This is a genomic window from Asticcacaulis aquihabitans, assembly GCF_032490435.1.
Lineage (GTDB): Bacteria > Pseudomonadota > Alphaproteobacteria > Caulobacterales > Caulobacteraceae > Asticcacaulis.
In genome coordinates, this window is record NZ_JAVGWM010000001.1 from 439,134 (window position 1) to 464,458 (window position 25,325).

Annotated in this window: 26 protein-coding genes; 12 read left to right on the top strand and 14 right to left on the bottom strand. The window is 58.5% G+C overall.

What is annotated here, in order from left to right; genetic code table 11:
* Positions 1 to 17: 17 nt before the first annotated feature.
* On the bottom strand, positions 18 to 800 hold the full coding sequence (locus tag RCJ00_RS02110) for a hypothetical protein (protein WP_316219959.1): 783 nt from the start codon (positions 798 to 800) through the stop codon (positions 18 to 20).
* 121 nt (positions 801 to 921) lie between these two features.
* On the opposite strand from RCJ00_RS02110, the gene RCJ00_RS02115 reads away from it, so the two are divergent.
* Positions 922 to 1,518, top strand: a complete 597-nt coding sequence (locus RCJ00_RS02115; RefSeq protein ID WP_316219960.1) for an LOG family protein — start codon at positions 922 to 924, stop codon at positions 1,516 to 1,518.
* A 64-nt stretch (positions 1,519 to 1,582) separates the two neighbouring features.
* On the opposite strand, the gene gltX is transcribed toward RCJ00_RS02115, so the two are convergent.
* Positions 1,583 to 2,920: a glutamate--tRNA ligase gene (gene gltX / locus RCJ00_RS02120; protein WP_316219961.1), complete on the bottom strand. Its 1,338-nt coding sequence runs from the start codon at positions 2,918 to 2,920 to the stop codon at positions 1,583 to 1,585.
* A 211-nt stretch (positions 2,921 to 3,131) separates the two neighbouring features.
* Between gltX and RCJ00_RS02125 the strand changes: the two genes are divergently transcribed.
* Entirely contained in the window at positions 3,132 to 5,273 is a 2,142-nt protein-coding gene (locus RCJ00_RS02125) for a putative bifunctional diguanylate cyclase/phosphodiesterase (protein WP_316219962.1), read from the top strand.
* Between the two features lie 45 nt (positions 5,274 to 5,318).
* Here RCJ00_RS02125 and dksA read toward each other — a convergent pair whose 3' ends face one another.
* Together dksA and RCJ00_RS02135 are read right to left on the bottom strand one after the other, a co-directional pair.
* Positions 5,319 to 5,738, bottom strand: coding sequence for an RNA polymerase-binding protein DksA (dksA, locus tag RCJ00_RS02130; RefSeq protein WP_023457838.1), 420 nt, complete (start codon positions 5,736 to 5,738; stop codon positions 5,319 to 5,321).
* 214 nt (positions 5,739 to 5,952) lie between these two features.
* Positions 5,953 to 6,294, bottom strand: a complete 342-nt coding sequence (locus tag RCJ00_RS02135) for a flagellar assembly protein FliX (RefSeq protein WP_316221075.1) — start codon at positions 6,292 to 6,294, stop codon at positions 5,953 to 5,955.
* On the opposite strand from RCJ00_RS02135, the gene RCJ00_RS02140 reads away from it, so the two are divergent.
* The 4 genes from RCJ00_RS02140 (at position 6,221) to RCJ00_RS02155 (ending at position 8,576) form a co-directional block, all read left to right on the top strand.
* Positions 6,221 to 6,532: a hypothetical protein gene (locus RCJ00_RS02140; RefSeq protein ID WP_316221094.1), complete on the top strand. Its 312-nt coding sequence runs from the start codon at positions 6,221 to 6,223 to the stop codon at positions 6,530 to 6,532. The two genes, RCJ00_RS02135 and RCJ00_RS02140, sit on opposite strands and share 74 nt — an antisense overlap.
* Positions 6,533 to 6,738: 206 nt before the next feature.
* Positions 6,739 to 7,797 (top strand): flagellar basal body P-ring protein FlgI, encoded by a 1,059-nt coding sequence (locus RCJ00_RS02145; RefSeq protein WP_411267524.1) that lies wholly within the window; start codon positions 6,739 to 6,741, stop codon positions 7,795 to 7,797.
* Positions 7,798 to 7,813: 16 nt separating this feature from the next.
* Complete coding sequence (locus tag RCJ00_RS02150; protein WP_316219965.1) at positions 7,814 to 8,134, top strand: rod-binding protein; 321 nt, start codon at positions 7,814 to 7,816, stop codon at positions 8,132 to 8,134.
* Position 8,135: 1 nt separating this feature from the next.
* A complete protein-coding gene (locus RCJ00_RS02155) occupies positions 8,136 to 8,576 on the top strand; it encodes a flagellar basal-body protein FlbY (protein WP_316219966.1) in 441 nt (146 codons plus the stop codon).
* A gap of 24 nt (positions 8,577 to 8,600) precedes the next feature.
* Here RCJ00_RS02155 and RCJ00_RS02160 read toward each other — a convergent pair whose 3' ends face one another.
* Positions 8,601 to 9,689, bottom strand: coding sequence for a hypothetical protein (locus tag RCJ00_RS02160; RefSeq protein ID WP_316219967.1), 1,089 nt, complete (start codon positions 9,687 to 9,689; stop codon positions 8,601 to 8,603).
* 266 nt (positions 9,690 to 9,955) lie between these two features.
* On the opposite strand from RCJ00_RS02160, the gene uvrA reads away from it, so the two are divergent.
* Positions 9,956 to 12,868, top strand: coding sequence for an excinuclease ABC subunit UvrA (uvrA, locus tag RCJ00_RS02165; RefSeq protein ID WP_316219969.1), 2,913 nt, complete (start codon positions 9,956 to 9,958; stop codon positions 12,866 to 12,868).
* Between the two features lie 61 nt (positions 12,869 to 12,929).
* A complete protein-coding gene (locus tag RCJ00_RS02170; RefSeq protein ID WP_316219970.1) occupies positions 12,930 to 13,766 on the top strand; it encodes a carbonic anhydrase in 837 nt (278 codons plus the stop codon).
* 89 nt (positions 13,767 to 13,855) lie between these two features.
* Here RCJ00_RS02170 and RCJ00_RS02175 read toward each other — a convergent pair whose 3' ends face one another.
* Positions 13,856 to 14,773, bottom strand: coding sequence for a hypothetical protein (locus tag RCJ00_RS02175; RefSeq protein WP_316219971.1), 918 nt, complete (start codon positions 14,771 to 14,773; stop codon positions 13,856 to 13,858).
* A gap of 36 nt (positions 14,774 to 14,809) precedes the next feature.
* Entirely contained in the window at positions 14,810 to 15,613 is an 804-nt protein-coding gene (locus RCJ00_RS02180) for a hypothetical protein (protein WP_316219972.1), read from the bottom strand.
* A 198-nt stretch (positions 15,614 to 15,811) separates the two neighbouring features.
* On the opposite strand from RCJ00_RS02180, the gene trmFO reads away from it, so the two are divergent.
* A complete protein-coding gene (gene trmFO / locus RCJ00_RS02185) occupies positions 15,812 to 17,233 on the top strand; it encodes a methylenetetrahydrofolate--tRNA-(uracil(54)-C(5))-methyltransferase (FADH(2)-oxidizing) TrmFO (protein WP_316219973.1) in 1,422 nt (473 codons plus the stop codon).
* A gap of 41 nt (positions 17,234 to 17,274) precedes the next feature.
* A complete protein-coding gene (locus RCJ00_RS02190) occupies positions 17,275 to 18,000 on the top strand; it encodes a DUF1353 domain-containing protein (RefSeq protein ID WP_411267516.1) in 726 nt (241 codons plus the stop codon).
* 35 nt (positions 18,001 to 18,035) lie between these two features.
* On the opposite strand, the gene RCJ00_RS02195 is transcribed toward RCJ00_RS02190, so the two are convergent.
* The 7 genes from RCJ00_RS02195 to RCJ00_RS02225 all read right to left on the bottom strand — a co-directional run bounded on the left by RCJ00_RS02195 (position 18,036) and on the right by RCJ00_RS02225 (position 24,439).
* A complete protein-coding gene (locus tag RCJ00_RS02195; protein WP_316219974.1) occupies positions 18,036 to 18,701 on the bottom strand; it encodes a squalene/phytoene synthase family protein in 666 nt (221 codons plus the stop codon).
* A 3-nt stretch (positions 18,702 to 18,704) separates the two neighbouring features.
* Entirely contained in the window at positions 18,705 to 19,346 is a 642-nt protein-coding gene (locus RCJ00_RS02200; protein WP_316219975.1) for a hypothetical protein, read from the bottom strand.
* Between the two features lie 33 nt (positions 19,347 to 19,379).
* Entirely contained in the window at positions 19,380 to 20,006 is a 627-nt protein-coding gene (locus tag RCJ00_RS02205; RefSeq protein ID WP_316219976.1) for a DUF998 domain-containing protein, read from the bottom strand.
* 51 nt (positions 20,007 to 20,057) lie between these two features.
* Positions 20,058 to 21,032, bottom strand: coding sequence for a protein translocase subunit SecF (gene secF, locus RCJ00_RS02210; RefSeq protein WP_316219977.1), 975 nt, complete (start codon positions 21,030 to 21,032; stop codon positions 20,058 to 20,060).
* 11 nt (positions 21,033 to 21,043) lie between these two features.
* Positions 21,044 to 22,636: a protein translocase subunit SecD gene (secD, locus tag RCJ00_RS02215; RefSeq protein ID WP_316219979.1), complete on the bottom strand. Its 1,593-nt coding sequence runs from the start codon at positions 22,634 to 22,636 to the stop codon at positions 21,044 to 21,046.
* A 42-nt stretch (positions 22,637 to 22,678) separates the two neighbouring features.
* The gene (yajC, locus tag RCJ00_RS02220) at positions 22,679 to 23,026 is read right to left on the bottom strand and encodes a preprotein translocase subunit YajC (protein ID WP_316219980.1); all 348 of its coding nucleotides are present in this window, start codon (positions 23,024 to 23,026) and stop codon (positions 22,679 to 22,681) included.
* 153 nt (positions 23,027 to 23,179) lie between these two features.
* On the bottom strand, positions 23,180 to 24,439 hold the full coding sequence (locus tag RCJ00_RS02225) for a peptidoglycan DD-metalloendopeptidase family protein (RefSeq protein WP_316219982.1): 1,260 nt from the start codon (positions 24,437 to 24,439) through the stop codon (positions 23,180 to 23,182).
* A 239-nt stretch (positions 24,440 to 24,678) separates the two neighbouring features.
* On the opposite strand from RCJ00_RS02225, the gene RCJ00_RS02230 reads away from it, so the two are divergent.
* The gene (locus RCJ00_RS02230) at positions 24,679 to 24,861 is read left to right on the top strand and encodes a hypothetical protein (RefSeq protein WP_316219983.1); all 183 of its coding nucleotides are present in this window, start codon (positions 24,679 to 24,681) and stop codon (positions 24,859 to 24,861) included.
* A 10-nt stretch (positions 24,862 to 24,871) separates the two neighbouring features.
* On the top strand, positions 24,872 to 25,324 hold the full coding sequence (locus RCJ00_RS02235; protein WP_316219985.1) for a hypothetical protein: 453 nt from the start codon (positions 24,872 to 24,874) through the stop codon (positions 25,322 to 25,324).
* The last annotated feature ends 1 nt before the right edge of the window (position 25,325 follow it).

Genomic DNA, 25,325 nt, shown 5'->3' on the forward strand with positions numbered 1-25,325 from the left:
CAGGAGATTGGCGCGCCTCAGAAGACCAGGGTGGTTTGAATGCCGCCGCCGGGCAAAACCCAGTCAACACGCCACCCTTGTGGAATGGCAGTAATCCGGTCACCTTCACCTGTGGCGCTGGTGACGGAAATTGTCCGCGTCCAACTTGTTTCGCCAACCTGAACTGAGACATCGGCCACAACGGCGCCCTGTGTCGGACTGGGGATTTGCATGATGGCGCTGAAATAGCCGGTATCGTCGCTCATCTGACGCACCCGAACGCCATCGACCACCAGGTTGACGGCCGTTTTGGGCGTCACGCGTCCAGCCAGGGCAAAGGCGCCGGCCGAATCATAGTCGGCGACAAGCAGTTGTGATGCGTGCGGAACGACCGGCAGGCTTGGCGCACCGGGCCGCATAAGGATGGCCTTTTGCGGCATGCCCGGAGGGATGAACAATCTGCCGTCTGCATGCATCAAGCGGCCGACGTCGCCTGCCGACAAATCATAAATTCCGCCCTGAGCCCCGATCGGCAGTTCCGCGCGAAAATGTCCCTTGGAATCCGCCGTCACGCCGATGGCGCGCTGGTTGCCGTAGGCAAAGCGGACACGGGCATTGGGCAGCGTGTCCCCCGTCACCACCACCATGTCTGAGCCTGCCGGTTCTATCCCGGTAATAACGGGCGCGCGGGCATAACCAGCCGCGCGCATGGCCGCGTCCGGATCAGTAACCGTCGGCTTGTCCTGGCACCCGGTCAGCGCCAGAGCTAGCGCCAGACCCGTGACCGTTTGCAGCCAAAAAGGGGCGATTATCTTTTTCACGACCCAAGCAATATCCGCTTTTCATCAATACGAATAGAGGCTTAGATAGATGGTAACAAGGTTTATGTAGTATGCCGTGAGTCGCCAGATGGCGCGATCCGGCTTTGAGGTTTGATAGTCTATGCCACATTCCAAAAGTGAAGTGCGCTCCGTCTGCGTCTATTGCGGTTCGTCCTTCGGCGATAATGCGGCCTATAAACAGGCGGCTCACGATCTGGGCCAGGTGCTGGCCGGTGCTGGTATTCGCCTGGTCTACGGCGGTGGTGGGGTTGGCCTGATGGGCGAAACCGCCCGCGCCGTACACGAAGCTAACGGCAGCGTCCTCGGGATCATGCCGCAATTCCTGCGGTCACGCGAAATTCTGTTCGATGACGTCGAAACACGCGTGGTCACCAACATGCATGAACGCAAGATGATGATGTTCGAAGAATCGGATGCCTTCGTGGTCATGCCGGGCGGTGTCGGCACATTGGAGGAAGTGGTGGAACTGCTGTCGTGGCGACGACTGGACCTCCACAAAAAGCCGATCATCTTCTTGAACATAAATGGGTTCTGGGAGCCCTTCTTCGTGTTGATACGACACATGCTGAAGGCGCAGTTCACACCTGAAAACTTCATGCAGACCTATGTCAGCGTCAATTCGGTCGAAGAGGTTCTGCCGGCTATCGCCCGCGTGGCAGCCAACGATATTCAAATAGATACACGCAGCGTCATTTGACGCCAAACAAACGCCACACCAGACAGACGCCTTGCCGTGTAACACGACAAGGCGCGTCTAATGGTTACCCCTTCAAGCGCTGAGCAATCTTTTCACGGCCGATGAGAAAGCTTAACGCCCCCATGTCGGGACCGTGATCCATCCCGGTCAACGCCTGGCGCAGCGGCATGAACAACGCCTTGCCCTTGGCGCCTGTGGCTTCCTTGATGGCTCCCGACCACGCTTGCCAGCTATCACGACCATAGTCGGCCGGCAGCAGTTCCAACGCCTTGGCGGCGAAAGCCGGATCTTCGATACGGGGCGTAATGTCGCCTGAAATGATCTGGGCCCACGCCTTGACCTCGGCGAACCGGTGCAGATTCATCTTCACCGTATCCCAGAACAGCTCACCCAGATCGGCATCGATCGCCGCCAGCCTCGGCTTGGCATCAGTATAGCTCATGGCTTGCAGAACGCCGGCATTCAGACGCATCAGGTCGTCGAAATCATACCGCGCGGGCGCCCGCCCCATCTTGCTGAAATCCTGCCCATCGGCCAGTGCGACCAGTGACGGCGCAGCCTCCAGAGGGTCGGACGTGCCGATCTTGGCGAGGTGAGACGTGATCGCAAGCGGCTCAAGGCCGTCCTCACGCATCTGGGAAATCGACATCGAGCCGAGACGCTTGGACAGCCCCTCTCCGTCCGCGCCGACCAGCAACGGCATGTGCGCGAAGACCGGCAATCCGACCGGGAAAAGGCCTTGCAAGGCTTCGAAGATTTCGAGCTGCGTGCCGGTATTGGCGACGTGATCCTCGCCGCGGATAACGTGCGTGATCTTCATGTCCATGTCATCGACCACCGACGGCAGCGTATACAGGAAGGCGCCGTCTTCGCGGATCAAGACCGGATCGGACATAGAGGTCGTATCGACTTCACAATGGCCACGCACCAGGTCTTCCCAGGACACGCGCTTGCCATCGAGCTTGAAGCGCCAATGAGGCTTGCGGCCTTCTGCCTCGAAAGCGGCTTTTTCCGCATCGGTCAGGGCAAGCCCGGCACGGTCGTATACGGGCGGCAAACCGCGCGACAATTGCACCTTGCGGCGGCGATCGAGTTCTTCGGCGGTTTCATAACAGGCATATAGGCGTCCCGCCGCCTTCAGGGCATCGGCGGCGGCTTGATAGATATCGAACCGCTTCGACTGATTGTAGCGTTCCTGCCATTCGAGACCGAGCCACTTCAGGTCCGTTTCAATGAGGTCTTCGTTTTCCTTGGTCGAGCGCTCCAGGTCAGTATCGTCGATACGTAGCACGAAGACACCCTGGTTCTTGTGCGCGAACAGCCAGTTGATAAGGGCGGCGCGGACATTGCCGGCATGAATGCGGCCAGTGGGCGAAGGTGCAAAGCGAACCTTGACGGTCATATTGGGTCTCAATCTGTAAAACGGAGACCTCCCATACGCCTCCACACCCGATTTGAAAAGGCCTGCGACAGGGTAAACGGCCACTTAGGGACCATGACGCTTGGGTCAATCTTTTATGACATCAAGCGCTGATTAATGTCTTGAACCTAGGTGTTTGCATAGAACGCAAAAATTGCGTTTCAGTGTACCGCTCAGACGTCAGGCGTAGCTTATGCAAAAAACCGTTCCATGCATTGCCGATATTACCGACCGCATCGATCCGTTTCCGCCCCACTGCCAGAATTCCACGCTCTACGAAGCCTTTCGCGACGACACAGAACTGATGGTCGCCGCCGTCGTCGATCAGGCCGGCCGCGTGCTGGGCTTGATAGAGCGCCACGCATTCAACCTGACCATGGCGGCCGAATATGGCCGCGCGCTGTACGGCAACAAGCCGGTTACCACCATGATGGACAGTTCGCCCCTGATGGTCGATATCGCTACCCCTTTGCATGATTTTACGCATAAGACGCTGAGCGAACGCCCTTCGGAACTGATGCGCGGCTTCATCGCCACCTCTGACGGCCGCTATGCTGGCGTCGGCACGTCGCTGTCGGTGCTCAGAGCCATCAGCGGAGACCTCCAGCGGTCACTTGTCCGCCAGCGGGAAATGACAAGCGACCTGATCCGGCTCAGCAGCGAAAGCCAGCGTCACCAGACCTTCCTGAACATGGTGATACAGAATATCCCAGCCATGGTACTGGTAAAGAACGCCTCCGACCAACGGATCATCCTTATCAACGAAGCCGGCGAAGACATGCTGGGCGTCACACAAGACGGCGTCGTCGGACGCCAGAGCAGCGAGATCATGTCGACCGAACGCGCGGCCCTTTACAACAGTTACGACCAGGTCGCCCTGCAAAGCCAAGGCACGGTCATGCTGAAGGAAGAGCAGATCACGGATTCCCAGGGCCGCCTGCGCACGATTCAGCTTAAAAAGACCGTGCTTCGCACGCCGTCCGGCGAGGCTGACAGTATCCTGACGCTGGGGATTGACCTCACCGAGCAGAAGCAGGCGGAAGCCCGCATCGCCCACCTGGCCCATTTCGATCCGCTGACCGGCCTGGCCAACCGCGCCTTGTTCGCCAAGGACATGGACTCATCCCTCAGCCGCGTTCAGCGCCTGGGTCACAAGGTCGCCTTATTATGCCTGGATCTCGATCGCTTCAAAGCCGTCAACGACTCTTACGGCCATATCATGGGCGACCGTCTCCTGATCGAGGTGGCCGAGCGGCTGCGTGCCTGCGTGCGCAAGAGCGACGTCATCGCCCGCATGGGAGGGGATGAATTTGCAGTCATTCAGGACATAGACGGGCTTGAGGACACGCAATGCCTGGCCAAGCGCATTGTCGAGGCCATGAAGCAGCCGATGGTCATAGAGGGCGTCCATCTCGAGATCGGCGTCAGTATTGGCGTCGCCTTGGCACCGGAAGACGGCATGGACACAAAGAACCTATTGTCGCGCGCGGACCTGGCCATGTACAGCGCCAAGGCGGCGGGCCGTAACGGCTGGCGCCTCTACAGCTCGGAAATGGATGCACAACTTCAGGGCCGCATTGAGATGGAGCAGGATCTGAAGAGCGCCCTCAGCGAAGGACAGTTCCAGCTCTATTATCAGCCGCTGCTCAATCTGAATGACAACGAGATTGTGTCGTTCGAGGCGCTTATCCGCTGGCGCCATCCTATAAGAGGCATGGTTTCGCCGGCGGAGTTCATTCCCCTGGCCGAGGAGTGCGGCCTGATCGGTCAGATTGGAGAATGGGTGCTCGAAGACGCAACCCGCACCGCGGCCCAGTGGCCCCAGAACTGGCGGGTGGCCGTCAACATCTCCCCCTTGCAGTTCCGTCACAAATCGCTGGTCAACCTGGTCGAGCGAGCGCTGACAACGTCAGGCCTGCCACCGGCGCGATTGGAATTGGAAATTACAGAGAGCGTCATACTGGAAGATGAAACCCACAATCTGGGCATTCTCAACGACATCCGCGCCCTGGGCGTCCGTATCGCCATGGACGATTTCGGCACAGGCTACTCATCCCTGAGCTACCTGCGCACCTTCCCGTTTGACAAAATCAAGATTGACCAATCCTTCGTCAGGGATCTGCCGCATGACAAGGATGCCCTGTCCATCGTCCGCGCCATTACCGAGATGGCGCAGTCGCTCGGTGTGCTGATTACCGCCGAAGGCGTCGAAACCCAGGCACAAATGGACGCCTTGAGGCAATTGAATTGCGGAGAAGCGCAAGGCTATCTGATCGGTCGTCCCGCGCCGGATATATCCGCCTATTGCCAGACGGAAAAGCGCTACGGTACCTAAGAAGATAGGCAGCAAAAAAGCGCCGAACACGCCGGCGCTTTGACTTTAGTCATCCCTGTGAACGCGTTCGGACCGTTCGTGCCGTTCCTGGGCTTCAATGGACAGTGTCGCCGTCGGTCGGGCTTCGAGACGGCCCAGACCGATCGGTTCGCCGGTTTCTTCGCAATAACCGTATGACCCGTCGTCTATGCGTTGCAGAGCTTCGTCGATCTTGCTGATCAGCTTGCGCTGGCGATCGCGGGTCCGCAGTTCGAGCGCGCGATCAGATTCGGACGACGCCCGATCAACCAGATCCGGATGATTCTCCGTCTCTTTCTGCATGATGTTGACGGTTTCCTTCGCACCCTTAAGGATTTCATCCTTCCAGGCGTTCAGCTTGCCGCGGAAATAGTTTAACTGGCGCGCGTTCATATATTCTTCGTCGTCGCTGGGACGATATTGATCCGGCACTTGTACTTCAGACATGCGTTATAACACCCCTCGTGGACGACGCTAGATCCGGATGTCCCAACGCAGTACGCGCCGGACGTCCGGTCACTCAACAGCAAAAATGGTACCAGTCGCGAACAGCCCTTGCCCCGGTCAGGGCGACGCGATTGCGCGGCTTATAGTGCGCAATGATTAACCTGTGAAGCGATATTCCACGGCTTGCGATACGAAATTAGGGGGTTTTCGAAACCTACATCAGCCGGCGCTTGGCCAGTTCGACACAGGCCCGGGTTTCGATTTCGTTCAAGACCCCTTGAAGGCGGTCGTCTTCGATCTCTTCGCGATGCTCGGCGATGCGAGCCTGAAGGCGCAACAGGGCTTCATCATCGATGTCGCCGGACAGGACGCTGACCTTCAGGTCGTCGAGTGCATCGAGAATGTCCTGGGAGCGCTTGACCTGACGCCGGCGACGGCCGGTCAGCACGTCTTCTTCCCCTTGCAGGGCCATCAACGCGTCGATGCCCATCATTCCGAACGCGGCCGATGCTTGTGCGGGCGCGGCGGACTTAGCTGCGCTTTCGCTGCTCGACAGCGAAAATCCAGCCCCGTTCTTCTTTACAGTCCCGGACGGACTGCTGATGGGCGCGCCTGTCGCCGAATTGATCCTGAACGTCATGCTTGACCTTTGGGGAAAACCCCAACACCCTATTGAATTCTCTACAGAAGCTGTCGTTCAGTTTCTTCTCGTCCGCCGGCGCCTCAGAACGGCCCAACGAAAACCGGCTTTTGCCAGCGGTAACGACAGGGTCATTATTGCCGCCCACGGGTAAGCGAAGCCTTAACGTCTCGGCATAATTTTCCCGTTGACATCTCCGCCCCGAAAAATTCCAGTCAAATCATTGATATATATCAGAAATATTATCCACGATTCGTGGCACATATTTCGCAAACAGATGGCCAGTTATGGTTAATGGGTGACCCGATGCTGATCAATGGACTGAAAGCCGCTTTGTGCGCCACTGGGCTTGCCGCCGTCATGATGTGCGGACACGCCGACGCTGGCTCACGCATCAAGGATATCGTCGATGTCGAAGGCGTACGCGGCAACCAGTTGGTCGGTTATGGCATCGTGGTGGGCCTGCCCGGCACAGGCGACACGGTCCGCAACTCTCCCATGCTGAAGCAGAGCTTGGAAGCCATGATGGAGCGCATGGGCGTCAATGTCCGCGACGCCCAGCTCAACACCAAGAACGCCGCCGCCGTCATGGTGACGGCAGAATTGCCCCCCTTCTCGGCAGCCGGTTCACGCCTTGATGTCACCGTCTCGGCCATGGGCGACGCCAAAAGCCTTCTCGGTGGCACACTCCTCGTCACACCGCTGCTTGGCGCTGACGGCGAAGCCTATGCTGTGGCGCAAGGCTCGGTCCAGACCGGATCGGTATCGGCCGGAGGCGCATCGGGGTCGTCGGTGAGCAAGGGCGTACCCACCGCGGGCCGAATTGCCTCCGGCGGCACAATCGAGCGCGAAACGAACTTCAATTTCAACGCCATGCCGTTCCTGCGCCTGACCCTGCACAATCCTGACTTCGCCACGTCGCGCCGCATCGCCGACGCCATCGTCAAGCAGTATCCCGGCACGGCTATTGCCGAAAATCCATCTATCGTAGCCATCAAGCCGCCCGCCGGCATGACCATGATGGACTTTGTCACCCTCGTCGAACCGATGAGCGTCGATGTCGATACGCCAGCCAAGGTCGTGATCGATGAAGTCAATGGCGTCATTGTCATCGGAGAAAATGTCCGCCTCAGCCGTGTCGCCATCGCTCAGGGCAATCTGACGATACGCGTCGACGAACGGCCCGACGTCAGCCAGCCAGCCCCCTTCAGCCAGGGCCAGACGGCCGCCGTCCCTTCATCCACCGTCAGCGTCGATGAAGAAAAAGGCAAGAAGTTGATTCAGCTGGGTGGCGGCTCCACACTGTCCGACCTGGTTGCCGGCCTCAACGCGCTGGGCGTCACGCCACGCGACATGATTGCCATTCTGCAATCCGTCAAGGCCGCCGGCGCGCTTCAGGCCGATATTGAAGTGATGTAACGGGAGATATAATATCATGGATAGCGCTTCCATTCTCACCCTTCAGGCCGCACAATCGCAGGTCCAGACGCAGCAGCAGGCCAAGATGACGACTGCGAAAGGGTCAAACGCCAAGTTGGGCCTGGATTTCGAAACCATGTGTCTGTCCAACCTGTTGGCACCGATGTTCGAGGGCCTGAAGACCGACGGCCCCTTCGGCGGCGGTCAGGGCGAAGAGGCCATGCGCTCATTCTATGTCGGCGCCATGGCCAAGCAAATGGCCCTGCGCGGCGGTGTCGGCATCTCGCACATGATGCAGGCGCAATTAATCAAGATGCAGGAAATGGGAGCCGCCTGATATGGCCTTATCCGCCGCCAACGCCTCAGAACGCGCCGCCCAGATGCTGGCCCTGACCATTCGACTCGGTGAACGCCTGGTCCGTGAAACCGAATGCCTGGAAGCGCATCGTCCGCAGGATATGTATGACGGCATAGAGGAAACTCGCAACCTGTCGAACCTCTACCGCCATGAAACCATGCGCATAAAAGCCGACCCTACCTTACTGGAAGGCCTGACTCCGACTGAAAAAACGAAGCTTCGCGAAGCGACCGAAGTGTTCCAGGCTCGCTTACGGCGCTATGAATTGGCGGTTACCGCTGCCAAGACCGTCACCGAAGGCATTATCAGTGCCATCGCCGAAGACTTGAGCAGCCGCCGCACGCAAAACGCCCCCTACGGCGCAAAGGGTAAGACGGTCGACAGCGGTCCCCAATCGCTGAACTACGGCAAGAACGCATAAGGCGTTTCCGCGAAGCACGGTGACCTATTTGTCGCTCTCGCCCTTAGGATCTGCCGTTCCGCCACCATTCCCCATAATTCGCTGATCGTGCACATTGGAGTAAGCCCCCTTCTTAGGCTCGTCGTCCATGTGGCGATCGTTCGGCGTAGGCGCACGGTTGACGCGTTGCCAGTATTCCGCATTTCCGGGCGAGCTCTTGTAGCGCAGTCGAGCATCTTTTTCGCGGACCGCTGCCTGTAGGTCGGCATCGGGACGCGGACCAAGCGGAGGCTGGTGCGCCAGATCCACCATATTGCAATCAGCCGGAATAGGCTTGCCTGCCTGGCGCGCGGCTTCGCAATAGCCGTGGTTCTGCAAAGCCTGGCTGACCTGTCCACGCCCCCCCTTGAGCACGCCCGTCCCCGAAGGCAAACCGGCCGGCGCCCCGATGCTGCCCAGACGCCCCCCCGCCGGCGGCGCGCCTTCAAGCCCAGATGGCTTAACCGCCTGCAAGGCCGGCAGATTGACGTTTGCGGCGTCGTGCAGATTCAAATCGGACATCTGGGTCACGGCTTCCTGCCGCTTGCCGCTCAATTCGTCCTGCGTCTTCTTCTTTACCCGCGCGGCCATGTTGGCGGGGGCCGGTACATCGGGAACGGCCGCCGGGGCCGCAACATCCAACGGCTTTTCCTGCGGTATATTGATGGTGATCGACGGCGCGACCGGCTGCGGCACCGGCTGAGGCGGCGCGGTCTGGGCCGTCTGGGTTTGGGATGCCTGGGTCTGTTGCGGCATCTCGCGCGGCGCGTCCTGCTGCGCTGGCTGCGGGACATCGCGGGGTTGAGGCACAACCTCGCGCGGCATGATCACCGGCTGGACCTTAGGTTCGGGAGGTGTCTGCATTTGCCACAACTCAACCAGAACCGGCGGCTCTTCGACCATGTCGTGATCCAATAGCCAGGCTTTCGGGTGCGTGACGATCAGGCTCCACAGAAGCAACCCATGCAGGACGAGTACGACCGCCGTCGTCCCCGCAAGACGCGTCCGCGGCGTGGTTGTGGCGGTCAGGCGGGCAGCCAAACCTTCCAGATTGTCGCCAACGCGGTCCCGCAAGCGGATTATATTGGCGTACATTCAGCCTTGCCCTCTCTCGTAGCGCCCCTGCTGCCCCAACCTTCACGGTAGATTCAGGCGGTACTTTGTTCTCTTTGTGAGCCGGTGTCAAAAAACCATCAAATCAGGGTGCTGACATTTCCTGCCAGCCAGACCGTCTATGTCAAAATCTGATATGCAATAGGGTGCCGATTGACAAATGTTGCCAAATTGTTCTTGCGAACCTCTGGCAAATCCAGCAAGACAGGCTATATACTCCCCGTGTTTGAAGATGAGGATATGCGCGTATGGTGAAGCATCAGGTCGACCAGGATTTCATCAAGGTGCGCGGCGCGCGCGAGCATAACCTCAAAGGTGTCGACGTCGATATTCCGCGTGGCGAACTGGTCGTGCTGACCGGCCTGTCCGGGTCGGGCAAATCCTCGCTGGCCTTTGACACCATCTATGCCGAAGGGCAGCGGCGCTACGTCGAATCCCTATCGGCCTATGCGCGTCAGTTTCTCGAACTGATGTCCAAGCCGGATGTTGATCTCATCGAAGGCCTGTCGCCGGCCATTTCGATCGAGCAGAAGACGACCTCGAAAAATCCGCGTTCGACGGTCGGCACCGTCACCGAAATCCACGACTATATGCGCCTGCTATGGGCGCGGGTCGGCGTTCCGTATTCGCCCGCCACCGGCCTGCCGATCGAAAGCCAGACTGTGTCCCAGATGGTCGACAAGATCGTGGCCCTGCCAGAAGGGACGCGTCTGTTGTTGCTGGCGCCGTTCGTGCGTGGCCGAAAGGGCGAGTACAAGAAGGAAATTGCCGACCTGCAACGCCAGGGCTTTCAGCGCCTGAAAATCAATGGCGAATACTATCCCATTGAAGACGCGCCGAAACTGGACAAGAAGTTCAAGCATGACATCGACGTTGTCATTGACCGCGTGGTGGTAAAGCCCGGCATAATGGCGCGCCTCGCCGACAGCCTGGAAACGGCTCTGCGACTGGCCGATGGCTTGGCGATCGCTGAACACGCCGACCTGGAAGACGGGGAAACCGAACCCCGGCGCATCATCTTCTCCGAAAAGTTTGCCTGCCCGGTATCCGGTTTCACAATTACCGAGATCGAGCCGCGCCTGTTTTCCTTCAACAATCCCTTCGGAGCCTGTCCGACCTGTGACGGCTTGGGGGTCAAGCTGTCGTTTGACCAGGATCTGGTCGTCGCCGACCCGAAACTGTCCCTGACCGATGGCGCTATCGCGCCCTGGTCGAAAGGCCCGTCACCGCTTTACACCCAGACCTTGCAGGCGCTTAGCTTGCATTACGGGTTCAAGATGGACACGGCATGGAACAAGCTTAGCGACCAGGTCCGCAATGTCATTCTGCATGGATCGGGTGGCGACAAGATCAAGTTTACCTATCAGGACGGATCGCGCCGCTACGACGTCACCAAGGTCTTCGAAGGTGTCATACCGAACATGGATCGCCGTTGGCGCGAAACCGATTCGTCGTGGGTGCGCGAGGATCTTGCGCGTTATCAGTCGGAAACACCATGTGAGGCGTGTCACGGCAAACGCCTCAAGCCTGAAGCCTTGGCCGTCAAGATCGACGCTAAGGATATTGCCGAAATTTCAAATCTTTCGATCCGCAAGGCGCACGACTGGTTCGGTGGTCTCGAAGCCAAGCTGAGCGAAAAGCAGATGGATATCGCACGGCGAATCCTGAAAGAAATCAAGGATCGCCTGCGGTTTCTTAATGATGTGGGTCTGGACTACCTCAACCTGTCGCGCAATTCCGGCACCTTGTCGGGCGGCGAAAGCCAGCGGATCAGGCTCGCGTCCCAGATTGGTTCCGGTCTCACCGGCGTCCTGTACGTGCTGGATGAACCGTCCATCGGCCTGCACCAGCGCGACAACGACCGCCTGCTGATCTCGCTGAAAGGCCTGCGTGATCTCGGCAATTCGGTTCTGGTGGTTGAACACGACGAAGACGCCATTCTGCAAGCTGACTATGTCATCGATATGGGGCCTGCCGCTGGTATCCATGGCGGGGAAATCATCGCCCAGGGCCCTCCGGCAGCCATCAAGGCCAACCCCAAGTCCCTGACCGGCCAGTACCTGACGGGCAAACGCGAGATTCCTCTGTTCTATTCAAAGGACACGGACGAAGAGCGCCGCCCCATCAACAAAAAGAAGATGTTGAAGGTTATCGGCGCCCGCGGCAACAACCTGAAAAACGTCACTGGCGAAATTCCTGTCGGTGTCATGACCTGCATCACCGGCGTGTCCGGCGGCGGCAAGTCAACCTTTACGTTGGAAACCCTGTACAAGGCCGCCGCCCGCCGCCTTAATAACGCATCGGCACATCCCGCGCCCCATGACAAGATTGAGGGCCTGGAACACTTCGACAAGATTGTCGAGATCGACCAGAGCCCGATCGGCCGCACGCCGCGTTCTAACCCGGCGACCTATACCGGCGCGTTCGGACCGATTCGCGACTGGTATTGCAGCCTGCCGGAATCAAAGGCACGCGGCTATGGGCCCGGCCGCTTTTCCTTCAACGTCAAGGGCGGGCGTTGCGAAGCCTGTCAGGGCGACGGCGTTATCAAGATCGAAATGCACTTCCTGCCGGATGTGTACGTCACGTGTGACGTATGCAAGGGCAAGCGGTATAATCGCGAAACTCTGGAAATCGTCTTCAAGGGATATTCCATCGCGGACGTGCTCGACATGACCGTGGAAGAAGGCGCTGAAGTATTCAAGGCCGTGCCGACCATTCGCGACAAGCTGAAAACCCTTGAGCGCGTCGGTCTGGGCTACATCAAGATCGGTCAACAGGCGACCACCTTGTCCGGTGGTGAAGCCCAGCGCGTCAAACTGTCCAAAGAATTGTCGAAGCGTGCCACAGGCAAGACCCTGTACATACTGGATGAGCCGACGACCGGCTTGCATTTCGAAGACACGCGCAAGCTGTTGGAAGTGCTGCATGAATTGACCGATCACGGCAACACGACGGTCGTCATCGAACACAATCTCGATGTCATCAAGACCGCCGACTGGCTGCTCGACTTCGGACCGGAAGGCGGCGATGGCGGCGGCGAGATCGTGGCCGTCGGCACGCCGGAACAGGTGGCCGAAAATCCCAAAAGCTGGACAGGCAAGTACCTCAAGGACATGCTGGCCAAGCATCGGAAACGGCATCTGGAACCTGCGGAATAGTTTCGCCTGAACGGCGAAAGACGCTTAATCTCCGTTAACCATTTTCGGCGAAGGTGGCGACATGACCTTCATGACTCGCACCCTTCCCGGCTGGTCCCGACGCACTGCCACAGCTGGCCTTATGGTTCTGTCGCTGGCCGCCTGTTCAAAAAAAGCGGACGAACATGCGCCGGATGCCGCCCATGGAGCCCCTGCGGCGCACGGTGGCGATTCGGTGCAGCATTGGACCTATGACGGCGCGGGCGGTCCCCAGCATTGGGGCGAGATGGGTGGCGACAACGCAATTTGCGCTACGGGTCAGCGTCAGTCCCCTATCGATATTTCCGGACCGCCGCGCAATCTGTCGTCGCGCCTGGTCATGCAGTACAAATCGTCGCTGGCCACTATCCAGAATAATAGTCACACCATCGTGGTGACCCCTAGTGACGGCGGCGGCATAGTGCTTGACGGCGTGATGTATACGCTCAAGCAGTTTCAATTTCATTCCCCGAGCGAGCACGCCATCAATGGACGCTCCACGGCGCTGGAAACGCAGTTCGTGCACCAGAACGCCAAGGGGGAAACCTTGATCATCGCCGTTCTGTCGGATATCGGCAACGCTGACCCTGTCCTGGGCTCCTTGTGGACATATCTGCCCACCGACCCGGGCAAGCCGGTTCCCCTGCCCGACCTTCTGGTCAATGCCCAGGATCATATGCCGGGAACCGAAGATTTCTATGTCTATTCGGGGTCTTTGACGACACCGCCCTGCACCGAGTCCGTGACATGGATGGTCTATTCATCGCCGCTGAGCGTCAGTTCGGAACAGGCCGACGCGTTCCAGCGCATCATTGGCCCGAACGCCCGGCCGCTACAACCGCGTCACGACCGCGATATCCTTCACCTGTCCGGAAGCTAAAGCGCACGTCGAAACGCGGCGCATTGTGCAGCTTACATTCTATAAAACAGAAACTTATAGCCGTTACCTAATCCAGCAAGATAAGCAATCTAGCTGACCTTTTGCTCTGTTTTTAAGGCTTCGCCTTTTTCGCGCAGTACCCTATAGGCGGCGACCGGCGCCCCTAATGTGATGGCCGCCATGAGCGGCGTCACGATTCCGAAGGTCAGGAACAGCAGGATAATCGAGTGCGGTACCAGGAAGGTGCTCATATTGCTCATGTCCGGCGGCACAATATCACCCGTCACCTTCAGGCCCAGGCTCAGCACCTGGATCGCCTCAATAACCTTGTCGCACAGAAACTGCACGACAAGCGCCAGGGCGCCAGCCGTCGCGTAACCGGTAAATAAGGACCAGAAACGTTCACGGGTCAGGTTGAAGCTGCCGAAGAGATTAAAACGCCCAGTATCGAAGGTTTGCGGGCCGTTCAGCGACAGGCGTATCCCGAGCCACACGGCTATACCGCCTGCGACCAGGAAGCCTAGCGTCGTCATACCTTGCGCCGCCTGCGCATTACCCGACACCGCAACGATTTGGCCGAGCAGTCCGCCTGCAAGCAGAATGCCGATAAGCCCTAACGCCATTACCGACCGCAGGGCGATCATGCGAAGTTCAGGAAGTCCAAAGGACAGGAATCCCAGTCGATCGTCCGTTTCCCCCAGAGAGGCCCGACAAATGGCACACGCCAGAACCGATGACATCAAGATATATACCGGTACGGACATCACCATGGCCGGCATGATTATCTGCAACTGCGCTTCGATGGCAGCCGGGTCGAACGCACCGGTCGTGGACGCGTCGGTCATCAATTGGCCAAACCGGGTAATGGCCGGACCGGCCATCTGCACGAGGATGAGCGATATCACACCATGGCCAAAGAGGGTTATGGCGCCCCACAACGCAATCAACTTGGGCCGCTGACGAATCAGCCGAAAGCCTTCGAAGGCGAAATCGAATGTCAGGTTCATGCACGGGTTCCGGCCGCCCGCACGTTTACGGGCAGTCTATCTAAACCTGTTAGTCACGATCTGCCTATAGGCCGACGCGAAAAATCCGACAATCAGCGGCAAAAGCACAAACACATTGAGTCCAATCAGGACCAAATGCACGATGCGGCGACCGTTGGACGGCGCAAACGCAGCAAGCATTGCCACCAACACGAACGGCAGAAGGATGATAGTTACGCCAATAAACAGCTTACCGACATTCCCGCTTGTCAGACCTAGAGCGTTGAGCGTCACCAAACGGCGCTGGCCTATATTTGCCGCCGACGCCAACGAAAATTTAACAGCGACGAAAATCAAAAACAGACCGGCGGCGATCAGGTAGAGTATAAATACGACGTCGGCGCCGGCATGCCGGTGAATAATCGCCTGAACAGCGGCCAAAGAACTGCCATACCCCTGCGACAAGCCGGATAGGCTAAGCGCAATGGCAAAAACGATGAACAGGGTCGCAGCGATCATCACAAAGAACACCGCAATAGCCACGGACGCCAGGAAAAGGCGGCGTTCGGGACGACCGATTTGCACGCCGCCAAACCCCAGCCCCTCATCTTTCGCCGACGGCCCGAACAGAGCGATACGATAGAGCGACCCATGTGCCACGTATTTGAGCACCAAAATAACCGCGATCAATGCAACGCAGACCAAGGGTGGCGACGGGAGGTGATGCATTGTCAGCCAAGCCCCGCCGACGATGGCAAACAGGAGCCCGAGCGCCAGCCAGGCACCACTCCAGGCTCGGGGCAGGAAGCCAGCCGAATCCCTTAGGGCCTTCGTCACCGAAAACGCCGATTTCACGCTCATTATACCCCCGACTAAGGCCCGCGATCGCATTTCAGGCCAAACGTGATTTAGAAACAAATCCATTCGCTTTAAAAGCATATTTCGTTAACCTAATCACATTTCCATGACGAACTTGCTATCAGGTCACAGTTGCGCCCCCAGATTCGATGACGTCATTCGCGTCTTCCCATCGCGATCCGCTTGGGATAGAGCCACGTCATGACATATTCATCTTCCCCCACCGCCCCCCCGTCTCCCGTTCACGTCATAGGCGGCGGCCTCGCCGGCTCCGAAGCGACGTGGCAACTCGTATGCGCCGGCGTTCCGGTCGTCCTCCACGAAATGCGTGGCGTGCGCAAAACCGACGCGCATCAGACCGACGGGCTGGCCGAACTGGTGTGTTCCAATTCGTTCCGCTCTGACGACTGGCAATTCAATGCCGTAGGCCTTTTGCACGAAGAGATGCGCCGCGCGGGCTCATTGATCCTGGCCTGCGCCGACAAGCATCAGGTGCCCGCAGGTGGCGCGCTGGCTGTCGATCGCGACGGTTTTTCGCAAGCTGTAACCGATACTCTGGCCAATCACCCGCTGGTCACCATCGTGCGCGAGGAAGTGACGAGTCTGGCCGACAAGGATTGGCCCAATGTCATTGTGGCGACCGGCCCGCTGACCTCCGAGGCCCTGTCTCAGTTCGTGCTTGACGTTTCCGGCGAAGGGCAATTGTCCTTCTTCGACGCCATTGCGCCGATCATTCATGCCGAAAGCATCGACATGAGCAAGGCCTGGAAGCAATCGCGCTACGACAAGGAAGGTCCGGGTGGCGACGCGGCGGCCTATATCAACTGCCCGATGGACAAGGACCAATACGAGGCCTTCATCGACGCCCTGCTTGACGGGCCGAAAGCCGAGTTCAAGGACTGGGAACATGTCCCCTATTTCGATGGCTGCCTGCCCATTGAAGTGATGGCGGAACGCGGTCGTGAGACCTTGCGTTACGGCCCTATGAAGCCGGTCGGCCTGACCAATCCGCACAATCCGACCGTGAAGGCGCACGCTATTATTCAGTTGCGCCAGGACAACGCCCTGGGCACGCTGTACAATATGGTCGGCTTCCAAACCAAATTGAAGCATGGGGCCCAGGCCGATGTCTTCCGTATGATTCCGGGGCTGGAAAATGCCCAGTTCGCGCGCCTGGGCGGCCTGCACCGCAACACCTTCATCCAGTCGCCGAAAATTCTCGATCGTCAGTTGAAGTTGAAGGCGATGTCTCCTGACAAATCCGTCCGTTTTGCCGGTCAGATCACGGGGGTTGAAGGCTATGTCGAAAGCGCCGCCATAGGCCTTCTGGCCGGCCGGTTCGCCGCGGCGCAGGCTCTGGGTCAAGCGCTGGACGCCCCGCCGGAAACGACCGCGCTGGGCGCCTTGATCAATCACATTACGGTCGGCCACCTGGATGGCGGCGCTTTCCAGCCCATGAATATCAACTACGGCCTGTTGCCGCCGCTCGATGCGCCAAAGGTCGACGAAGATGGCAAGAAAATCCCTTTGAAGGAGCGCGGGCGGGCCAAAAAACGTCTGATGTCGTTGCGCGCCCTGAACGATCTGTCGGCCTGGCTAAATATAGCCAAAATTCCAACCTAAAAGCGGCCGTCCGGGATGTGTATGTGTGTGGGGATACCCGTTTGCGTGTTTTGAAATTGCTGCCTTTAGCCCTGCTGGCAATTGTCGCGGGCTGCGCCACGGCGCCAACCAAGGAAACGGTGTACGTGCCGGTTATAGCGCCGACACCGCCCAGTTCGTTGACGCCACAACCGATCATGCTGTTCAACCAGCTCAAGAACGGCCGCAAGCTCTTCACCCTAAATGCGGAATTTCCGTACTGTGATCCGGGGACGGGCCGCGTGATCGTGGTGCCGAAATGGTATGTCACCGACTTCGCCAGCGTGCCTTGGTACGGCCAAAGCTTTATCGACCCGCAAGGCCCGACCGCACGCGCGGCCATCGTTCACGACTGGCTTTATACCATAGGTGAACCGGGCAAGCGCGAGGAAGCCGACGCCATTTTTTATCGCGCAATGATCAAATATGGCGTGCCGGAATATCAGGCGCGCATCGCCTACAACGCCGTACGCGCCGGGGGGCAAAATGGCTATGGGCTGGCCAGTGACTGGGCCTTCGTTGACCCGACACGCCAGGACCTGCGCCAACCAGCACCGTTCGCCAAACCGAGAACAGGTACTGTGCGCGTCATGCCCAAATGCGCCGGCTTCAACGAACTGATCCAAACCGGCTGGCGTGCCTATCCGGAAAAGCCCATCATCGTCAGCGTACCGCCACCGGTGATCGAAAAGCCGGATTCGAGCAATTGGATCAGCGACAGTCTGTTCAAGAAAAAGAAGAAGACCTGAAGCGCCGAGCCTGAATTGCCAGGCGCGCCGCCGCCTTAAATCTTTCCAGTGATGAAGGCCCACAGCAGCCGCACCCGCTTCGACAGCGGGCCTGGGGTTCGCCCTTGCCAGTAATCAGCCGCCAACACAGCCGGCAGAGCCAGCGGCATAATGTCCGCCGAAAGCCCCTGCGTCTTCATGGCTTCTCGCCGCAGATGGGCCAGTTCCATATCGCCGCCATCGCTTAAACCCCGCGAAGCCTTGATCTGAGCCATGCCATACAGGCGGGCCACGTCCGTCAGGTCGGTCGGCTTTCCAAGCACTTCGCACGCCAGACGCAAGACAGCCCCCTCGCCGCGATCAACCACGCTCAATGCGTCAGCCACGGTCAGTTGCCCTTTGTCAAGCAAGGGCATCTGCCCCTCGATCAGGTCGTAAAAGGCCTTGGGCGCCAAGCCGTAAGCATCAACCAGTCGGTTGAGGACTTCGGTCAGCGGATGATAGCGCACAGCCCGGCCCTGCTCTATTTCTTCGATCGCTTCATACCACCAGCGCAGGCGGATTTCGCCCATCAATGGATCCGACACACGCTCAGGGATGTCACGCAAGGTTTCCAGGAAAGCAAACAAAGCCAGGATGTCGGCGCGCTTGTCCGCATCGGCGATGAAGGCACAGGCGAGACGAACGTCCTCGGACTTGGGTACTATTTCTGAGGACGTCACAGCTTATCCAAAAATGGTCTGGTACATGGCCATGGAGGCCAGCATCGGGAGGGAAAGCAGCGTGTTGATGCGCGAGAAGACCATAGCTTTCTTGGCGGCGGCTGCCTTTTGTTCGGCGGTAAAGCCGTCACGAATGCCCAACGCGATCTTCTGAGCAGGCCAAATCATGTGCCAGACGTTGAAGAACATGATCAGAGCCAGCCACATACCGACACCGATGAAGATAAAACCCGAATTGGCGCTGTCATAGCCGAAAACGTAGCCGCCGGCCGACGGCGTTGCAAAGCCGAAGCTCAAGGCTTGGGCGATGTATCCGCGCACCCAGGCCAGAGCCAGGCCAAACACGACAGTGAACAGGGCCGCATAGCGGAACCAAAAAAGGGCTTCGGGCGCAATATACTTGCTGACGGCCGGCTTCAGGTCGGCGGGAATGTCCGGCATGACGCGGATTTGGACGAAGTTGAAGTAGTACAGCAGCCCGACCCACAGAACGCCGCACAGGACGTGTGCCCAGCGCAGCACCGCCATAAGGAAAATTGTGTCGAACCGCCCCGGCGCGTGCATGCCGAAACCGACAATCACCACTACAGCCAGCAGCAAACTGACGATCATCACATTGCGAAAATTGCCCAGAAAACCAGCCATCGCTTCACCCCTGTTTTAAGCCCGACTCCCACCTTAGGCCAGTTTGCCGCCAATGCCAACCAAACGACCGTTCGCAAAGGCCCATCCGTAGGAAAGCAAAAAGATCATGATGACCAATTCGAGAATGCGTTGGGACAGACCGCGGTATTCAATACCTGCCGCCAGTCCGGACAATCCCACGACGCCGACCAGGGCGCACGCGACCCCCAGCCGAAAGAGCCACGCGGCCTGGCTGTGGCGGGCGGCGTAACCTGCAAGCAAAGCCCCCACAAGACCCGCGATATAGCCTGTCCCTCCGATTAGGTCGTGAATGAGTTGAACGGACCCGGCAGCAGTCGGAACGCACCGAAAATCACAGGGATAGAGCGCGCTGGCGATCAGGTCGGCCGCGTACCAGGCGATCAGGCAAAGACTGACCGCGGACAGCAGATGTTTGCGCATATCGAACGCGGCGATAAGACAAAAGGCCGTAATCAGCAGACCACTCGGCAAAAAGCCCCACCAACTTACGGCGGGGCCTGTCAAAGCACCTGTGGCGCCCAGTTCGCTAATGAATTGTCGGCTTTGATCGTAGCCTGGATAATAGGCGCCGCCAACGCAGATCAGGGCGAGAAAGATGCCTTCCCCCATGATCAACAGACTGAACGACGCCTTACGCATGAACACACTCTACAAACGGCGCGGCCTCACAAGCCGCCCGCCACCATTAAATCAAGGCATTTGTGGCGGCTTTTTGCCACCCTTGAACCCGCCCAGATCGACGATTTCCGCATCAGGATCGTTGCGGTTGACACCCCAGATCAAGATGATCGGCAAGGCGACATAGATAGAGGAATAGGTACCAATCAGGATACCGAACACCATGGCGAAGACCAGCGGAAACAGAGCCGGACCACCGAGAAACAACATACCGGCCAGGGCGAGAACGGCCGTCGAGCCAGTGATGATCGTCCGCGACAGACGCTCATTTTCCGACAGGTTGATGATATCGGCCAGCGGCGTCTTTTTGAACTTACGAAGATTTTCGCGTAACCGGTCGAAAGTAATGACTTTTTCGTTCATCGAATAACCGATGACGGTCAGAAGCGCCGCAATGGACGTCATGGTGAATTCGATTTGCAATACTGCCATGATCCCGATTGTCAGAACGACGTCATGCACGACCGCGATCACGGCGCCGGAGCCGAATTGCAGGCCCGACGGGAAACGGATCCAAATATAGATCAGCATCAACAGTAGCGCCGCCCCTAGGGCCAGGACGCCGGAACGCAACAATTCTGAGGATACCTTGGGGCCGACCACTTCCGTGCGTTTGAAAACGACACCGGGAAATGCCGCCGACAGCTTGCTCTTGACGGCTTCAACGCCAGTTTCCGATTGATCGGCTTCTGCGAGCTTGAATTTCAGGATGACATCGCGCGGACCACCAAAGTTCTGCACCGATGCATCTTCGACGCCAAAATCATGCATACGGGCGCGCAAAACACCCAGATCCGCGACGGCCGGCGTTTCGATTTCCAGCACGTTTCCGCCCGCGAAATCGGTCCCAAGGTTCAACCCTTGCAGGAACAACACCGCAATAGTGCCGATGATGCATAGGCCGGAAAAGACGGCAGCAATCGGCGCATACTTCGTGAAGCGAAAGTGGAACTCGGTCGGGAGGTTTTTAATCAAAGGCCATTGCATGGCGGATTACCTTAAATGGGGAGCTTCTTCGGCTTGGTGGCTCGATACCACCAGCCGAGCAGGACCTGGCTGACCAGAATGGCGGAGAAGACCGAGGTGAAAACACCGATCATCAGCGTCCAGGCGAAGCCACGAACCGGACCGGCACCGAAGACGAACATGATCAGCGCGGCGATCAACGATGTGATGTTGGCATCCAAAATAGAGACCAAAGCACGCGAGAAGCCGACGTCGAGCGCAGCGATTGGCTTATGGCCGGTGCGTTCTTCGTCACGGATCCGTTCATATATCAAGACGTTGGCGTCGACGGCGACAGCAAGGGACAAGATCAAACCGGCAACCCCTGGCAGGGTCAGTGTTGCCTGGAAAGCGGTCATAGAGGCGATGATAAGAAGCAGATTGACCAACAGCGCCGCGATCGACACGCCACCGAAAACGAAGCCATAGGCCAGCAGCATGAAGACAACGATAGTGATAAAGGCGATGATCGTCGAGATAATACCCTTATGGACCGCATCCGCGCCCAATTCGGCGCCGACGGTACGCTGGCTTTCGAACTTGAGCGGCGCAGGCAAGGCACCACCATTCAGCACCGCGACCAAATCGGAGGCTTCACGCGCCGTGAAACTGCCTGTGATTTGACCATGCCCGCCGGTGATTGCGCCCTGGATCGTCGGGGCAGAAACGATACGGCCATCAAGGATAATAGCGAAACGCTTGCCGATATTGCGGGCCGTAGCATTGCCGAACTTGGTCGCACCATCGCCATTGAAAGCGAAATCGATGGCGGGGCGATTATACTGGTCAGTCCCTACCGACGCCTTGGTCAGGCTGTTGCCCGACACGAGCACGGCCTTACGGACGACAAGCGGGCGCCCCATGCTTTCGTCCATAAGCGCTTCGGAGCCCGGCGGGATGCGATTGGCAGCCAGATCGGCCGGACTAACGGTCTCATCAACCATCTGGAAGGTCAGCTTGGCCGTCTGGCCGATAATCTTCTTCAACTGCTCAGGATCGCTTTCGCCCGGCGCTTCGACCGTAATGCGGTTGATCCCTTGGCGCGCGATTGACGGTTCCTTGGTGCCGATATTATCGACGCGGCGGCGGATGGTTTCGATCGACGTGTCAACGGCCAAGGCCGAAACGGAACGGATACCGTCCTGGGTCAGGCTCAGAGTAATGGTTTGGTCGTTGCCACGCTGAATATCGATGTCGCGGGCGCTCGGATTCTTAGGCAACGGCGTCGCCAGTCGGCTTAGCAGATTGAACGCTTCCTGAACGCGGGTCGGATCCGTGATGCGAACCGTCACCGTCGTGCCCTTGGACGCCAGCCCCGAGAACTGGATTTTGGCATCGTTGAGGCGCATACGCGCATCTTCGGTCAGGTTGGTTGTCTTTTCGGTGATCAACGCATCCGTATCCACCTCAAGAAGGAGATAGGAGCCGCCTTGCAGGTCAAGACCGAGGTTCAATATCTGGGTGGGCATGTATCCCTTGACCTGATCCCGCACGGAGGCCGGCAGGAAGTTAGGCAAGGCAAAAAGGGTGCCCAGAAGGACGGCGGCAATTACCAGTCCTACCTTCCAGCGCGATAAGTTGATCATGATCGGAATGCTCGGTCTTGAAACTGCAAAAGGAGGGCGCGATTAGCTCTTGGCGTCGTTGGCCGGTGCCGGTTCGCCCTTGACTCGGACCTCGGCAATCAAGGCCTTGACCACGCGAACATTTACACCAGTGGCGATTTCAACCATGATTTCAGCGTCTTCGATGCGGGTCACCTTACCGATGAGGCCGGACGACAGTACGACCGTATCATTGCGCTTCAAGCCGGCCAGCATAGCCTTGTGCTGTTTGGCACGCTGGCTCTGCGGACGGATCATGAAGAAGTACATGGCGCCGAAAAGGACCAGCATCATCGGCAGCATGGTCAAAAGGTCACCGCCGGCGGCGGGAGCGGCTCCGGCCGCTTGGGCAAAGGCGGGTGTTGCGAACACTAACGTCTCCTGAATGTCATTGATTTCTTACGCACGCCCTTTCAAGTGGCGGGTAAAAATGAGTTCGCCATACATAGGCGGAACAAAAAAAAGGTCAATGACATATTTGCCACGCCCTTTTTCGGCGTCGCCCTCGCCCTACCCCTTTATAGATTAAGGCAGTACGAGTGTCGGATCGATCGGCTTGGCGATATCGGTCGACGGCGTATAGCGGATTTCGAAATGCAACTGCGGCTGGTCTATCGTGCCCGTCTGGCCGACCGTACCGATCACCTGCCCCTTCGACACACGCTCATTGTTTCGCACCTTCATGCTCTTGAGGTGGGAATAGCCGGTGTACCAGCCATCCTCATGCTTGATGTAAATGGTGTTGCCCAGTTCCTTGACCTGATCGCCTTCGTAAACGACGACACCATCAGACGCTGCCTTGATCTCTGTTCCCGCGCTTGAGGCGATATTGATACCGTCATTACGGACGTTCGGCGCGAGTTGACCGAAGGGCACGAGAATTCTCCCCTTGACCGGCCATACGAACTTGCCCTTTCCCATCTGGGCGATCTGGGCATTGGCCGGGAAGCCTGCGGTCGGAGCGGGCTTGGTAACAACCGGCTTGGCGGCAGGCGTAGAGGCCGGCGTCTCGACTGTCCGGATAGGCGGGGTGGCCGCCGACGCTGAACCGGGCGGAGGCACGGCGGGCTTTGTGGAGTGGGTGGGCGTCTGGGATGCCATTGCCGGCGCTTCGGCGACAGGCTTAGCGACAGCAGGTTTTGTGCTCCCAGGTGTTGCTGTCGAAGGCTTTGATGTCGACGCGGCGGCGTCATGATGTGCCGGGGCCACGGCGACCGTCGTTGTCACCTTAGTCATCGCCGGCCCACTGGCATGTTCTTCGCTGCCCTTATCGGTTGCCTTGGCGGGCAACAGAACCTTCTGACCGATACGGATCGGGCTGTCGGCCGTGAGGTCGTTGAGCGTGTACAATTCTTTCACCGGCACGCCGAAACGGCGCGACACACCAAACAGAGTGTCCTTGGCCTGCATGACGTAGACATAGGATACGCGCGTTTCCCGTACGGGCGCCGTCGCGGCGGGTTTGGGCGCGGCGGGACGCGGCGAAACCGTTTCTGCAGGCGGAGGTGGTGGTGGTGGCGGATCCAGATCAGCGACATGCACAGTGCCCGACGGCGCAGGCGTCGTCATGGTGGGCGCCTCATCGACAGGTCGCGGCGCAGGCTGGGTGGGCGCAACTGCCACCGGCGCCGGACGGTCCTGCATATAGATGGGATATTTCGGCTTTATCGGCGTGGCGGTGCACGCCTGCAACGCCAACACCAACGCACCGCCAAGGCCCATCATCGCGAACTGAACCGCCGGGCGGCGTGTACGGCGATCCGGGGAGTGGTCGTGCGGGATCATGATAGGCTCCATCTCAGGGAATTAAGGCTTTGCTAGCCATACTCTATGCGAACTTATGGATAACGATTCGTTTACGGAAGCGCGCAGCAGAGCTCGAAATTCGGTCAAAACCGGGGACAGGCACAAAAAAATCAAAATTTTTGCATTTTGCACATCCAAACCCGCCATCGGCGGACATCAAGGTTTGAAAACGGAAAGCGGCGCCCCTTCGCCGCCCGTCAAATTCTTTGGAGACAAAAATGACTGTCGAGCTTTTTACCCATTTCTGGTGGCTAATCTTCCCGATCATGTGGATGATCTTTGGAATCGTACGCCTCGTACTGCGCAGCCTCTATGACCAGCGCAAGCTGGACCTGATGAAAACCTATCTGGCTCAGGGCAAGGACATTCCCGACGCCCTGCGCCGCGAAATCAACCGTTGAGGATTAAGCCATGGCCTTCACGCAACTCTTTTATAGCTTCTGGTGGCTGATCTTTCCGATCGGCGGCATGTTGATGGGGGTGTTCGCCATGATCAGCCGCCATCTTACGCGCACGGAAACGCTCAGGATGATCAAGATGTACGCGGATCAGGGTAAGGAACCGCCCGCCGCCCTGCTTGATGTACTGCGGTCGGACGAGGATCGGGCCTATGACCGCGATCATTACCGGTATCGCCGTCGTTACCGCTGCGGCCGCAGCCCCTGGGGAGCCGTTGTAACGTTCGGCGCGCTCGCCGCCGGCTTCGGCTATTTCGGCCATTATGGTGAAGGTGGCCCTACCTTTATTGCCCTGGCCACCGGTTTTGGCGTGGCGGCTGCCTGCATGTTCGTTCTGGCGATTATCCGCAGCCTGAGCGCGCCACGCTACGGCGATGATCGTATCGACGACGACCTGAAGAAATAAA